This is a genomic window from Cupriavidus sp. GW822-FHT06G04, assembly GCF_058799075.1.
Genome location: NZ_JBXALD010000003.1, coordinates 202,329 through 215,501, shown reverse-complemented (window position 1 = coordinate 215,501; position 13,173 = coordinate 202,329). Strand labels below are relative to the sequence as shown.

The 13,173-nt window shown below is 64.2% G+C and carries 12 protein-coding genes; 5 read left to right on the top strand and 7 right to left on the bottom strand.

The features are described 5' to 3' along the window. Positions 1-132 precede the first annotated feature (132 nt). The 3 genes from AC1RKI_RS08270 (at position 133) to AC1RKI_RS08260 (ending at position 4,072) form a co-directional block, all read left to right on the top strand. Positions 133-1,638: a DUF1254 domain-containing protein gene (locus tag AC1RKI_RS08270; RefSeq protein WP_061954054.1), complete on the top strand. Its 1,506-nt coding sequence runs from the start codon at positions 133-135 to the stop codon at positions 1,636-1,638. A gap of 176 nt (positions 1,639-1,814) precedes the next feature. Continuing rightward, the gene (locus tag AC1RKI_RS08265) at positions 1,815-3,194 is read left to right on the top strand and encodes a DUF1214 domain-containing protein (RefSeq protein ID WP_084003843.1); all 1,380 of its coding nucleotides are present in this window, start codon (positions 1,815-1,817) and stop codon (positions 3,192-3,194) included. Positions 3,195-3,283: 89 nt separating this feature from the next. Next, the gene (locus AC1RKI_RS08260) at positions 3,284-4,072 is read left to right on the top strand and encodes a hypothetical protein (protein ID WP_061954052.1); all 789 of its coding nucleotides are present in this window, start codon (positions 3,284-3,286) and stop codon (positions 4,070-4,072) included. Positions 4,073-4,165: 93 nt separating this feature from the next. Here AC1RKI_RS08260 and AC1RKI_RS08255 read toward each other — a convergent pair whose 3' ends face one another. The 3 genes from AC1RKI_RS08255 to AC1RKI_RS08245 all read right to left on the bottom strand — a co-directional run bounded on the left by AC1RKI_RS08255 (position 4,166) and on the right by AC1RKI_RS08245 (position 7,074). Next, the gene (locus AC1RKI_RS08255) at positions 4,166-4,540 is read right to left on the bottom strand and encodes a calcium-binding protein (RefSeq protein ID WP_223506151.1); all 375 of its coding nucleotides are present in this window, start codon (positions 4,538-4,540) and stop codon (positions 4,166-4,168) included. Positions 4,541-4,813: 273 nt separating this feature from the next. Next, the gene (locus tag AC1RKI_RS08250; RefSeq protein ID WP_150980683.1) at positions 4,814-5,809 is read right to left on the bottom strand and encodes a tripartite tricarboxylate transporter substrate binding protein; all 996 of its coding nucleotides are present in this window, start codon (positions 5,807-5,809) and stop codon (positions 4,814-4,816) included. Between the two features lie 35 nt (positions 5,810-5,844). Then, on the bottom strand, positions 5,845-7,074 hold the full coding sequence (locus AC1RKI_RS08245) for a CaiB/BaiF CoA transferase family protein (RefSeq protein WP_492796062.1): 1,230 nt from the start codon (positions 7,072-7,074) through the stop codon (positions 5,845-5,847). 132 nt (positions 7,075-7,206) lie between these two features. Here AC1RKI_RS08245 and AC1RKI_RS08240 point away from each other — a divergent pair, with 132 nt between their 5' ends. Then, on the top strand, positions 7,207-8,172 hold the full coding sequence (locus tag AC1RKI_RS08240) for a LysR family transcriptional regulator (protein ID WP_227460992.1): 966 nt from the start codon (positions 7,207-7,209) through the stop codon (positions 8,170-8,172). Here the strand turns inward: AC1RKI_RS08240 and AC1RKI_RS08235 are convergent. The 4 genes from AC1RKI_RS08235 to AC1RKI_RS08220 form a co-directional block, all read right to left on the bottom strand. Beyond that, positions 8,106-9,053, bottom strand: coding sequence for a LysR family transcriptional regulator (locus tag AC1RKI_RS08235; protein WP_492796064.1), 948 nt, complete (start codon positions 9,051-9,053; stop codon positions 8,106-8,108). The genes AC1RKI_RS08240 and AC1RKI_RS08235 overlap by 67 nt on opposite strands. A gap of 80 nt (positions 9,054-9,133) precedes the next feature. Beyond that, complete coding sequence (locus tag AC1RKI_RS08230; protein ID WP_492796066.1) at positions 9,134-9,841, bottom strand: cysteine hydrolase family protein; 708 nt, start codon at positions 9,839-9,841, stop codon at positions 9,134-9,136. A 141-nt stretch (positions 9,842-9,982) separates the two neighbouring features. Then, a complete protein-coding gene (locus tag AC1RKI_RS08225; protein ID WP_492796068.1) occupies positions 9,983-11,365 on the bottom strand; it encodes an FAD-containing oxidoreductase in 1,383 nt (460 codons plus the stop codon). A gap of 61 nt (positions 11,366-11,426) precedes the next feature. Continuing rightward, on the bottom strand, positions 11,427-12,197 hold the full coding sequence (locus tag AC1RKI_RS08220) for an AraC family transcriptional regulator (RefSeq protein WP_227460988.1): 771 nt from the start codon (positions 12,195-12,197) through the stop codon (positions 11,427-11,429). 112 nt (positions 12,198-12,309) lie between these two features. Between AC1RKI_RS08220 and AC1RKI_RS08215 the strand changes: the two genes are divergently transcribed. Beyond that, the gene (locus AC1RKI_RS08215; protein ID WP_492796071.1) at positions 12,310-13,119 is read left to right on the top strand and encodes a sulfite exporter TauE/SafE family protein; all 810 of its coding nucleotides are present in this window, start codon (positions 12,310-12,312) and stop codon (positions 13,117-13,119) included. The last annotated feature ends 54 nt before the right edge of the window (positions 13,120-13,173 follow it).

The following is a 13,173-nucleotide window of genomic DNA, read 5'->3' as shown; positions in this document are numbered from 1 at the left end:
GTAAAATCCGCAAAAGCGTTGCAGCCACCCACCACAACGAATTTTCTAATATCGCGGCGAAGTTATTCTAAATTCTCATCGGTACGGCGTTGGGAGAACATAGCGCATCTCATAGAATGGGTGCCGTTCGCCATGCTCCGTTTCCGTTCCGATCGCTTCGACCTCGTTGTGCATAGCACGCTTATCGCCGCCGCATCGCTGTTGCTCGCGGCCCCGCCGATGGCCCTGGCGCAAACCGCCAAGCCCCCCGCCGCCGTCAGCAAGACCGTGCCGCCCGGCCCCGTTGCGGGCACCAGCATGCCCGACTCGTACATTCGCAACCTCGCGAAGATGGCTTACGTATGGGGCTGGCCGCTGGTCAATCTGCACAACCGCCATCTGGTTTTCTCCAAGGTTCCGGAAAACGGTCTCGGCGATGGCGTGCTGCCGGTGGCGCCGCTGAATTCGCTGACCATGCTGACCGATTACATCAAGCCTGAAGAACGCGCGGTTGCCACGCCGAATCAGGATGTTGTCTATGGCTTCGGCATTTTCTCGCTCGATAAGGGACCGGCCGTATTCCAGGTGCCCGATTTCGGCAACCGCTTCTGGGTATATCAGCTCGGCAATCAGCGCACCGACACGCTGGGCGGCGTGGGCAAGATGTATGGCTCGAAGCCCGGCTTCTACATGGTAGTGGGCCCGGACTGGAAAGGCACCGTGCCCAAGGGCATCAAGGCTGTGTTCCGCTCGCCGACCAACATCGCCTACATCATTCCGCGCGCATTCCTGGACGACACCGCCGAGGACCGCAAGGCCGTGCAGCCGCTGGTCAGCCAGATCATGGCGTATCCGCTGAGCGAATATGACGGCAAGATGAAGAGCAAGGACTGGTCGAAGATGCCGACGCTGGCAGACCCGGCCGGAGGCAAGCAAGGTAGCGGCGCCGAGACCCAGTGGGTCAAGCCGGAAGCATTCTTTGCCGAGCTGCCCGCCGTGATGAAGGAAGTGCCACCGCAGCCGGGCGAAGAAGCGCTGTACGGCTGGTTCCGCTCGCTGCTGGACGCCGCCGCAAAAGATCCCCGCATCGCCGAAACGCTGAAGCAGGCCGCCATCGACGCCGACAAGGAAATGATGACGGAGATGCACCAGTACTCGCGCGCGGGCGTGCCGGTGGGTAACGGTTGGGTGGCACCGATGAACGGCGCGGAATTCGGCACCGACTACTACAGCCGCGCCGCCGCCGCGAAGGCCAACATCTTCGTCAATCCGCGGCGCGAATCGGCCTACTACGGCGCCGAATACGACGGCGACCAGAAACGTCTGAACGGCGCTTCGTCGTACCAAATCACCTTCGCCAAGGGCAACCTGCCGCCGGTCAATGGCTTCTGGTCGATGACGCTCTACGACAAGGCGCACTTCTTCGCGCCCAACGCGCTCAATCGATTCTCGCTCGGCACCAAGAACAAGGATCTGGTGTACGGCGCAGACGGATCGCTGACGCTCTACGTCCAGCACGAGCGCCCCGCTGCGGACAAGGTCGCCAACTGGCTGCCGGCTCCTGCCGACGAATTCGAGCTGTTTTTGCGCGCCTATTGGCCCAAGGAGGACATCCTGAAAAACAAGTGGGTGCCGCCGGTCGTCACCAAGGTGCAATAGGTGTAATAGGCGCGATAGGCGTTGTCGGCGTAATGGACCGACGCGGGCTGGCGCCAAAGGCGCGGGCCCGCAGCATTCCGCGCCGATATGCCTGGAGCTTTGCGTCGCACCGTCCGCCCATTCACGATTCGCGCTTCATGCGCATTTCGTCTTTCATTCAACGGAACCCAAGAATCATGCGTACACCCACGCCGTTTTCCATCTCGCTTGCCGCCGGTCTGCTCGTCCTGGGCCTGAGCGCCTGCAGTGCCCCGACTCAGAATGCCACGCCGTCGCCAGCGACGTCGGCGGCCACCAAGGCGCCCGCCACGGCAGCCGTCACCGACGAACAGATCGTCGGCGCATGGAGCTACCTGTACGGCCGTTATCTGGTGCTGCAGCAGGAAAACTACGACATCAACGTCGAAAAAGTGGGCTACAACAAGATCAAGTACAACCCGCTGGGCTCTGCAGAATTCGTCAATCCGAATCTGGACGTGGCCTATCTGGAAGCGTGGATTGCGGCCGATAAGGATCACGCCGTGATCCTCAACGTACCGCACGTGAAAGGCCGCTACTACACCGCGCAGCTGCTGGACGGTTGGGGCGAGGTCATCACCAACATCAATGAACGCACCTTTCCCAATCATCCGTCCGGCAAGTTCGCACTGGTGATCAAGGGCACCAATCCGCCGATCCCGGCTGGCGCGCAGAAGATCGAGCTGCCGTCAGCCAAGACCAAGATGCTGGCGCGCGTGGAGCTTCAGCGCAGCCCGGCCGTCGCGCAGAAGCTGCAGCGCGAGTTCACGCTCGACGTGCCTGCCGGCATCCAGATCGAGCCGCCGCTGCCGGTGCCGAAGTTCACGGCGCACGCACCAATCGGCGGCGCGATTTTCGATAACCTCGACGCGGTGCTGGCTTCGTACCCTGATGCCATGCCGAAGGCGCCCGCCATGCAGGCCGCCGCACGTCAGGTGGCGGCGTACCGTAACAGCAGCGACGCCGCACGCGCCCGCGTCGACGAAGTAATCAAGTCCAAAGCCGTGCCGGAATTCCTGTCCTACGCCAAGGGCTTTGGCACGCAGAAGGACGGCTGGTCGGTGAGCTATGTCGCCGGCAAGTTCGGCGACGACGTGCTGGCGCGCGACATCGTCAACTACGGCGGGCTGTGGGCCAACACGATCAGCGAAGCGATTTATTTCATCGGCCTGGCCGACAGCGACAAGCAGCCGCTGAACGGCAGCAACACGTACGAAATCCGCTTTCCCAAGGGCGGCATGCCTGACAAGCACGTCAATGCCTTCTGGTCCGTCACGCTGTACAGCGTGCCCGACTATCGCGTCGTGCCCAATCCCGCAAAGCGCTACAACCTCAACAACCATTCCGGGCTGAAGGCCAATGCAGACGGCAGCACCAGCATCTGGCTGGCGCCGACGCGACCCGCCAATGCGGCCGAAAGCAACTGGCTGCCGACGCCCCCGGGCAAGGGCTTCTCGCTGAACTTCCGCACTTACGTGCCGAAGGCGGAAGTGCAGAAGGGCGAGTGGTTCCCTGCGCCGATCCGGCGCGTGAACTAACTGTTCGACAAAGCGCGCCTGGCAGTCGCCCGGCGCGTTCCACATAACCCGGCCAGCCGCATCGCGCGCTGGCCGTATTGAAGAAATCGATGAACTTACGCTGCGCCGTTGCCGCCACCCTCGCCGGCTTGACCTTGCCTGCCATGGCGCTTGCCGATGGCCCGTCCGCGGACGACATGAATGCGTCCAACAATCCGCTGTCGCCGATGGTCACGCTGAATCTGCAAGACCAGTATGTCGGCCGCTCTTATGGATTGGACGACAAGGAGAGCAACGCGGTGCTGTTGCGCGGCACGCTGCCGCACAAGCTGTTTGGCTTGCCGCAGATCCTGCGCTTCACCATGCCCGTCGCCACGTCGCCGAACGTACCCCCCAGCGGCAGCCGGACCGGCCTGGGCGACCTGAACCTGTTTGACCTGTTCCTGACCAAGGCCGGCGGTGTCGAACTCGGCATCGGCCCGCAGTTGACGATTCCCACCGCCTCGCACGATCAGACCGGCACCGGAAAATGGCAGGCCGGCCTGGCAAGCGTCGTGATCTCTCCGCACAAGTGGGGCCTGCTCGGCGGCCTGGTCACGTGGCAGCGCTCGTTTGCTGGCGATGGCAATCGACCATCGCAGGACAATGTGTCCGCGCAGCCGTTCGTGATCTACAACCTGCCCAACGCCTGGTATCTGCGCAGCACGGCAACCTGGAATTTCGACGTCAAGCGCGGCAACTATTCGGTGCCGGTCGGTATCGGCGCCGGCAAGATCTGGAAGTCTGGCAAGGAGACCTACAACGTCTTCGTGGAACCGCAATGGACGGTGGCGCACGACGGCGTGGGCGTGCCCAAGTTCCAGGTATTCCTCGGCCTGAACGTGCAGTTTCCGCTCTAACGCGCGGCGACAGTACTCGCGGCTTCAGAGGACAGAAACCACCGCAACCGGCCGGGCGTGGGCCCGCCGGCTACTAGGGCGAGTGACCTGGAATCAGTTCAACGATCCCGGATCGGAAGCCGTGCGACGTTGCTTGGCCTTGGCCACGAAATACGCGCCCACCTGCCGCTGCGTCACGTAGCCCTTCTTCTTGGTGTCGATCTTGTCGAAGTTCTTTGCCACTTCCGGCATGCCGGCCTCTGCCTCCTGCCGGGTAAGCTTGCCGTCGTTGTCGGCATCGGCCTGCCGGAATTTCTCTGCAAAGGCCGCCTTCATTTCCTGCGCGTTCATGGGCTTGGCTGGCGCCTGTTGAGCCTGTGGCGCCGGTTGAGCTTGTGGCGCCGGTTGCGCCTGTTGAGCCAGTGCGCCCCACGACATCGACGCCAGCGTTGTCACGGCAAACAGCAATGCGGTCTTCTTGATCAGCACGGTTGTCTTCTCCCTGGATGGAATCACACGCGGCAGACCGCCAATGACCTGCCGGCAGGTTGGCGCACCAACCTTCCGACTCTATTGCAGTTTTCGCGCGCAGGGGTAATGAAGTTTTGCGACGCGGATCTGAATTGTTTCTGCAGACACTGACCGCACCCCGCATCGCAGCGCAGCGAAAACGGCCGCATGCAAATGCCGCCGTGCGCAAGTCGGCACGCCCGGATGTCTTGTTGCGGCGCGCAGTTTACGATGCCAACCGCGTCGTCGCCCTCAGGTCGCGCTGATGCCCTTGCTCTTGACGATAGCGCTCCAGCGGTCGAAATCCTTGTTGAGGCGCGCCTGCATCTGCTTGCCGTCCTGGAACGATGCGATGGCGCCGGCGCTGATCAGTTTCTGTTGCAGCTCCTTGTCATTGCCGACGATCTCGCGCGTGTCGCTCGCGATGCGGTCAACGATGGCCTGCGGCGTATCGAGCGGCGCGATCAGGCCACCCCACGAATCGAAGTCGAAACCCGGAAAGCCTTGCTCGGATACGGTTTTCACACCGGCGAGCATTTGCCGGGCGTTCGGCGAACTCAGCGCGATCGCCTTCAGTTTGCCAGCGCGGATATGCGGCAGCGCGGCCACCACATCGGCAAACATGATGCCAACCTGTCCGCCCAGCAGATCGGCCACCGCCGGCGCGCTGCCGCGATACGGCACGTGCAGCATGTCGAATCCGCCGAGATCCTTGAGCTGCTCCATCGCCAGATGCCCGAAGCTGCCCGTGCCCGAGCTGGTATAGCTCAGCGGCGTCTTGCTGGCCTTCGCAAAGCGGATCAGGTCCGGCAGCGTCTCCACGCCAGGCACGACGCCAGGATTGATGACGATGGCCATCGGCAATACGTAGACGGTGGCCACGGACAGGAAGTCCTTCTTCACGTCGTATGCGTTGGTCTTGTACATCAGCGGCGCCAGCAGCGCGGGCATGCCGAACATCGACAGGTTGTACCCGTCCGCGGGGCTCTTGATGAACTGCGCCGTGCCGATGGACCCCGATGCGCCGGGCTTGTTTTCGATGATGACCTGCTGGCCAAGGCGCTCGGACAGCTTCTGCGCCACGATGCGCGCTGCGGTGTCGGTCGGGCCGCCCGCGGGAAAGGCCACCACCATCTTGATGAATTTGTCGGGCCATCCGGCCTTGGCCATCGCGGCCGGCATCATCGCGGCCAGCGACGCGGCAGCGCCTGCCTTGAGTACGTGTCGGCGGCTCAGCAGCTTGGTCATTGTCTTGTCTCCTGTCGATCGAAAAATTCTGGTGGTCAGATCACGCCTTTGGCCTGTAGCGCGGCGATGGCGGGGTCGTCGAGTTGCAGCAATTCCTTGAACACTTCGCGTGTGTGCTCGCCCATATGCGGCGGCGGACGGCGCACCGGCATGCGTTGTCCATCGAACGCATATGGCGGTGCCAGTACCGCTTGCGGACCGGCTTCGGTGTCGTCGAAGCGGTGCAGCAGGCCGGCCTGCGCGGTGCGTTCGGACTGTAGTGCTTCGAGCATGCCGAGCACTTCGCCGCAGGGAATTTGCGCGGCCGTCAGACGTTGCAGCAGATCGGCGCGCGTGTGCGTGCGCAACGCTTCGCGCACCTGATCGAGCAGGATGTCGCGATGCGCCGAGCGCGCGGTGTTGGTCGCAAAGCGTTCGTCCTCGGCCCACTCTGGGCGGCCGATCACCTCGCGGCAAAAGCGCTGGAACTGGCCATTGTTGCCAACGGTGATCACCAGTGGACCGTCCGCGGCCTCGAACACGCCATAAGGCACGATTGACGGATGGGCATTGCCGAACTTGGGCGGGTCACCGGCCTTGAGCAGCGCCTCCATGCCGTAGTACGACGTGATCATCAGCCCGCTGTCATACAGCGCCATCTGCACGTGACGTCCGCTGCCGGTCGACTGACGCGCATAGAGCGCAGCAAGGATGGCCTGCGCGGAGTACATGCCGGTAAACATGTCGACGGCGGCCACGCCGAATTTCAACGGGCCCTGCCCTGCTTCGCCGTTGGTCGCCATGACGCCGGATTCACCTTGCACGACGAGGTCGTAGCCGGGGCGCTGCGCCTCGGGCGTGAATCGCGCGTAACCGGAAATCGAGCAATAGACCAGGCGCGGATTGATCGCGCGAAGCTGCTCGTAGCCGAGTCCCAGCTTTTCCGCGCCGCCAACCTTGAAGTTCTGAATCACAACGTCGCTCTGGGCGGCAAGCTGGCGAGCCAGCGCCAATCCTTCCTCGTTCTGCAGATCCAGCGTGACCGAGCGCTTGTTGCGATTGGCGCTATTGAAGTACGAGGTGTTGCGCGTGCCGATTCGAACGCCCCAGTCGCGCGTGTCGTCCCCGCGCCCGGGATGCTCGACCTTGATCACGTCCGCGCCCAGATCGGCCAGCGCCATCGCGCACATCGGCCCGGCCAGCACGCGCGACAGGTCCAGCACGCGCACGCCGGCCAATGGCAATGGCAATGGCAGCGGCGGCGCACCTACAGGTTCTTGATTCATGCCTTGTCTCCCCGGCCCAGACGTTTCCTGAGCGGAGGTCCGGTTGTTTGATTGGGGAGAGATTGTCCATATGTTATTTATGTTTGACAATTGCAACGACTTTTCACGATATATGCATACTCTGAGTTGACAATGGACTTAAATGCACTGTCCCTGCTGGTCGACATCATCGAGGCGGGCAACCTGAGCCGCGCCGCAAACCAGTTGGGCATGAGCCGCGCCAATGTGAGCAAGCGGCTCAATCACTTCGAACGACAACTCGGCGCGGAACTGCTGCGCCGCAGCACCCGCCAGCTCGAACCCACCGAACTTGGCTGGCAGTTGTATGAGCATGGCCGCGCCATCCGCCACACGTTGCAGGCGGCGCAGGAATCGGTGCAGAGCCTGGGCAAGCGCCTGAGCGGCACGGTGCGCCTGAGCGTGCCAAGCGGCTTCGGCCAGCACACGATGTCGGCCTGGTTTATCGAATTCATGACCATGTACCCGGCGATCACGCTCAATGTCATCTTCGACAACGACATCGAAGACCTGATCAAGGGCGCAGTCGATTTTTCGATCCGCGTGATGGGCGAAACGCCGACCAATGCGGTGGCGTGCAGCCTGGGCGATGTCGATTACGTGGCCTGTGCAACGCCACAACTGGTCAGTGAATACGGCATGCCGCAAACGCTCGACCAGTTCCGCGACCTGCCGCTGATCACCTCGGAACTGACGGGCCAGAAACTCCATGTGGCGGGGCGCGCCGCCAGCGCAGGCGGCACGCCGCCGATCCGGCCGCGCCTGATGTCGGCGAATTTTTTCTTTCTGCGCGAAGCCATCCTGCAGGGGCTTGGCGTGGGCCTGGTACCGCAATACATGGTGTCGCAGGATCTGGCGCGCGGCACGCTGCTGCGTCTGCCGCTGCCCGCGCAGGACCTCGCCTTCTTGCGCACCACCATGTACCTGCTCTATATGCCGGCGCGCTATCAGACGCGCGCGGTTACCACGCTGATCGCATTCCTGCGCGACAAGGCATCGCGCGCGCCGATGACTCAGACCGCAGCGGCTGCGGACGAAAACACCGGATCGTCGGCCGGAGGGGACGACCGCCCCGCATAGTGCCCGGCCATGAAATCGATGAACGCCCGTGCGCGCGGCGTCAGGTGACGCGTATGTGGATACAGTGCGTAATAGTGGCTGGTACCGATGCGGTGTTGCGGCAGGACCCGCACCAGTGCGCCGCGCGCGATTTCCGCGTGCGCCGTGTGGGCGGTGAACGCGGCGATGCCCGCGCCGGCAAGCGCCGCGGCGTGCAACGCGGGAATCGCGTCGCTCGACATCGCGCCATGCACCGCCACGCGCTCGGTCTTGCCATGGTGATCCACCAGCGTCCACTCGCCGGCGCTGGCTGCGCCGGTGAACACCAGCAGTCGATGGTTCGATAGGTCCTCGACCGATTCAGGCGCACCGTGCTGCGCCAGATATCCTGGCGAGGCCACCAGCACCGTGTCGGACACCGTCAGCACCTTGGCCATCAGGCTGCTGTCGGCCAGCGGCGCGCTGCTGATACGCAGGGCCACGTCGAATCCACCTGCCACCAGATCCACGAACTGGTCGCTGCATGACATCTCGAGCGCGATGTCGGGAAAGCGCTCGCGAAACGCGGGCAGCCAATCCTGCAATTCCAGCGTGCCGATCGCCAGTGGCACGCTCACGCGCAAGGCACCGGCAAGATGCTGCCGCTCGTCGGTCATGGCCAGCGACATCGCCTCCACGCGCGCGAGGATGTCTACGCTGTACTGGTAGTAGCGCTCGCCGGCCGCGGTCAACGCAAAGCGGCGCGTATTGCGGTTCACCAGTTGCACGCCCACAGACGCCTCAAGCTGCTTGAGCTGGCGCGAGACCGTGGAATGCGACATGTCGAGTCGTTCGGCGGCAGCCGAAAATCCCCTGGCTTCCACCAGACAGCAGAACATCCGCATCGACTGCAACGGGTTCATGGCGTACTCCGCTTCGGAAACAAAAAACGCCCCTTGGGGCGTATCGCACATCTCGCACAAATCGACGACAGCGCGTCGTGTCAGCGTAGCGGCAGCCGGGTGATGTCGGCAGTGGTCATCACATCGCCAAACGTATCTTCGATCTCCGCCAGCGCGGCGCGATGCAACGCGTCGCTGTTCACGGTCTGGCCGTTGGCGCGCGCGATATCGCGCGTGGCGGAGGCGTCGGATGCTACCACAACGTGATAGCCGAGCGGCACCACATCGCGCGCCGCGCCGGCCACGCAGGCATGCGTCATCAGGCCCGCCACGATGATGGTTTTCACGTTCATCGCCTTGAGCCTGCGGTCGAGATCCGTGCTGGCAAACACGCTCACCGTTTCCTTCTGCAGGACGATGTCGCGCGCGCGCGGCAGCATGCCGGGCTGGAATTGCACCGTGTCGCCGTCGATCGCGAACAGCGGCGAACCGGCCGGCGCCACATGCTGGATCTGGAACACCGGCATGCGCGCGGCATCGGCAAATGCCACCAGCCGTTGCGCGTTTTCCAGCGCGCGGGGGCCGTCGGCGATCGGCATCTTTCCCGAGAAGTACTCCTTCTGAAAATCGACGACAATCAGCGCCGTCGATGCGGGATCGAGATGATCGACCGGCGCGGCGCCCAGCATTGTGCGAATGGTGGGATGCTGCGGTGTGGACGGCCCGGCGTGCGCCGCACCGCTGGCAACCGCCGCCAGCGAAAATCCTGCGGTAGCGATCTTGAAATAGCGAATCAAGCTGAACGTCATGGAACAAGCTCCTCGTGGATGGCAATGCGAGGCGCCAGTCTAGGTTTGCACCGGTCCCGCAACAACGGCGCGGCCCGCACAGCAGTTGTTCGGCGCGCGCACAGGTGCTGCGGCGCCCCGGCCGAATGCCAGTGCGGCGGCCTACGGCGACAGTTCGCCGAGCATGGTCGGAATCAGCTCGGACACGGTGGGATGAATGGCCATGGTGCGCGCCAGTTGCGTGTAGGGCGAATCGGCAGCCATCGTGGCAAGAATCGCGTGCACGGCCTCGTCACCGCCGGGGCCCAGGATCGCGGCGCCCAGGATGCGCTGCGTATCGGCATCCACCACCACGCGCATAGAGCCCTGCGCCTCGCCCTTTTCCACCGCACGCGCCACGCGCGTCATCGGACGCTTGCCGATACGCACGTTGTGCCCCGCCTGCCGTGCCTGCGCCTCGGTCATGCCGACGCGTCCCAGCGGTGGGTCCGTGTAGAGCGCATAGACAGGAATGCGGTCGGCCACCGAGCGATGTTCGCCATCGAGCAGATTGGCCGCGACGATCTGGAAATCGTTGTACGCCGTGTGGGTAAACGCGCCGCGTCCATTGCAATCGCCGAGCGCCCAGACGCCCTCGACACTGGTACGCAGTTGGTCGTCCACCACGATGTAGCCATGCGCATCGGTGCGGATACCTGCGTTGTCGAGCCCCAGGTCATCGGTATTCGGCTGGCGTCCCACCGCCACCAGCACGTCGCTGCCGATCACCGCAGGCTCGCCAGCCTCGCAGTCGATGCCCACTTCGACGCCATCTGCATTCGGCCTGACCGTGATGCAGTTCGCGTCGGTGCGAATCGTCACGCCTTCGGCCTCGAGTATCTGCCGCACCTGCAGCGATACCTCCTCGTCCTCGCGCGCGATCAGCCGCGCACCGCGTTCCACTACGGTGACGTCCGCGCCGAAGCGCCGGAACATCTGCGCGAATTCCAGGCCGACATAGCTCCCGCCGATCACCACCAGATGGCGCGGCACGCGAGCCATCGACACCATGTCGACGTTGGTCAGGTGCGGCGTCTGCGGCAAACCGTGAATCGCTTCCGGCACCGACGCACGTCCGCCGACATTGATGAAGATGCGCTCCGCGCTGAGCGTCCGGTCGCCCACGCGCACCGTGTGCGCATCTTCGAAACGCGCGTGGCCGCGTATCAGCGTGGTGCGGGGCATGCCCTCGATCCAGTGCGTCAGACCATTGCGGCTATTGGCGACGATGCCCTGCACGCGCGCACGCACAGCTTGCATGTCGACGCGCGGCATTGCGTCGAGCATCACCCCATATTCGGCGGCGCGCGCCGCCATGCGCGCCGCATAGGCACTCGCCACCATGGCCTTGGTCGGCGTGCACCCCACGTTGACGCAGGTGCCGCCCACCAGATCGCGCTCGATCACGGCGACCGACATGCCGGCCGCGGCGAGTCGACCGGCCAGCGCGGGCGCCGCCTGACCGGTGCCGATCAGGATGGCGTCAAAGTGATCGGAAGCGGGCATCGAGCACTCCGGCAGATGGTGGTCGATCGATTATAGGAAGCGCCATCGCGCGCGTCGGTTTTCAGCGGGAGCCGGGCTGAAAGGCCGACGGCGGTGCGCCCAGCGCCTTGCGGAACATCGTGGAAAACGCGTTGGGGCTGTCATACCCGAGGTCGAGCGCGACGGCGGTGACCGAGTTGCCCGCCGCCAGGCGCGACAATGCCGCCAGCAGGCACGCCTGCTGGCGCCACGCGCCAAACGCCATGCCCGTTTGCTGCCTGAACAACCGGCTGAAGGTGCGTGGACTGATGTTTAGCTGCCGCGCACAGTCGTCGGGCGACATACGGATGTCGGGCCTGGCCAGCAGCGCGGCGCAAAGCTCGGCCAGTTGCGGATGCCTTGGCATCGGCGCAAACAGCGGCAGTGTCGGCGCGGCGGCCAGCTCGTGCAGAATCAGCCGCATCAGCGCGCCATCGCGGCTTTGCGGGCGGTAGTGGGCCGGCACGCCGGCCGATGCCAGCAGCAATTCATGGAGCAACGGGCTGACCACCAGCACTTCACAACCGTCGAAGGGTCGCGGCGACGCTTGCGGCAGCACGTAGACACTGCGCGTGCTGACGCCATTCATTCGTACGCGATGTGGCGTCTCGGGCGGAATCCACACGCCCGTGTACGGCGGCACCACCCACGCGCCGTCGTCGGTCCCAACTTCCATCAGCCCGCTCATGCCGTAGAGAAACTGCGCGCGGCGGTGACGATGGGTGTCCAGCATCGTGCCAAACGCATAGTCGGTACCAATGGCCAGCGCCGCGCAAGGGCTGTCGTCGACGCTGTCGAGAGCGATGTTGAGCATGGGGGGCGATCCGCTCTGGTTGGCTGAAGAACGAAGATTATTGTCCATCATTCGCAGGCCGGCCAGCGCCGCAGCGTCTATCGTGACGGCTCGAAACAACTTGGGAGACGCTATGTATGCGGTATTGCTGGCTTGCGGTGGCTTGGCGGGTGTGACAACCGTGCTGTTCGGCTTCGGCGGCGGCTTTGTGGTGGTGCCACTGCTCTACGCCATGCTCAGGACACTGCACGGTCCCGACAGCGCGGCAGGTGCCGCGGCCATGCACATCGCGGTTGCAACCTCCACATGCGTGATGATCTTCGGCGCTTCGCTGGCAACCTGGCGCCATCATCGCGCGCGCAATGTCGACTGGAGCCAGGCACGCATGCTCGGTGGCTATATCGCCGTGGGCGCCGTGCTTGGCGCGGCCGCGGCAACCTGGCTCAGCGGCGCATGGGTGCGCTGGGCTTTTGTCGGCTATTTATCAATCACCATCCTGGACAGCACGCTGCGCCCCGGCTTTATGAACGGATCGCCGGAGGCCGCGCCGCCGATGTCACGCGGCGCCACGGCCGCCATCGGCGTCGCAATCGGCACCATCGCGTCGTTTCTGGGCGTCGGCGGCAGCGTGATGACGGTGCCGCTGATGCGGCGACGCGGCGCAACCATGACGCAGGCCACTGCCATGGCCAACCCGCTGTCGCTGCCGATGGCAATCGCGGGCACAGTCACCTATGTCGCGCTGGCATGGCGGCAGGGTGCCGCGCTGGGCCCTGGCCACGCGGGCTATGTCGACGTGATGGCGTTTGCCACGCTGGCGCTGGGATCGTGGGCCGGCATCCGGCTGGCAAGTCCGTTTATCGGCCGGATTCCTGACCGCATCCATGCGATTGTTTATGTTGCGCTGCTGGCCGTCGTGCTGCTGGTAATGCTGCTGGTCTGAGCGCGACCGCAGACATTGCATCGGTGTCGCGTTGCGCCGCGCAAATTCGGCCGC

Coding starts and splice junctions, on each gene's coding strand:
- AC1RKI_RS08250 (WP_150980683.1), bottom strand. CDS start 5,809: ATGACCAAGCTGCTGAGCCGCCGACACGTACTCAAGGCAGGCGCTGCC.
- AC1RKI_RS08215 (WP_492796071.1), top strand. CDS start 12,310: ATGTATGCGGTATTGCTGGCTTGCGGTGGCTTGGCGGGTGTGACAACC.
- AC1RKI_RS08240 (WP_227460992.1), top strand. CDS start 7,207: ATGGACTTAAATGCACTGTCCCTGCTGGTCGACATCATCGAGGCGGGC.
- AC1RKI_RS08270 (WP_061954054.1), top strand. CDS start 133: ATGCTCCGTTTCCGTTCCGATCGCTTCGACCTCGTTGTGCATAGCACG.
- AC1RKI_RS08245 (WP_492796062.1), bottom strand. CDS start 7,074: ATGAATCAAGAACCTGTAGGTGCGCCGCCGCTGCCATTGCCATTGCCA.
- AC1RKI_RS08230 (WP_492796066.1), bottom strand. CDS start 9,841: ATGACGTTCAGCTTGATTCGCTATTTCAAGATCGCTACCGCAGGATTT.
- AC1RKI_RS08260 (WP_061954052.1), top strand. CDS start 3,284: ATGAACTTACGCTGCGCCGTTGCCGCCACCCTCGCCGGCTTGACCTTG.
- AC1RKI_RS08225 (WP_492796068.1), bottom strand. CDS start 11,365: ATGCCCGCTTCCGATCACTTTGACGCCATCCTGATCGGCACCGGTCAG.
- AC1RKI_RS08220 (WP_227460988.1), bottom strand. CDS start 12,197: ATGCTCAACATCGCTCTCGACAGCGTCGACGACAGCCCTTGCGCGGCG.
- AC1RKI_RS08265 (WP_084003843.1), top strand. CDS start 1,815: ATGCGTACACCCACGCCGTTTTCCATCTCGCTTGCCGCCGGTCTGCTC.
- AC1RKI_RS08235 (WP_492796064.1), bottom strand. CDS start 9,053: ATGAACCCGTTGCAGTCGATGCGGATGTTCTGCTGTCTGGTGGAAGCC.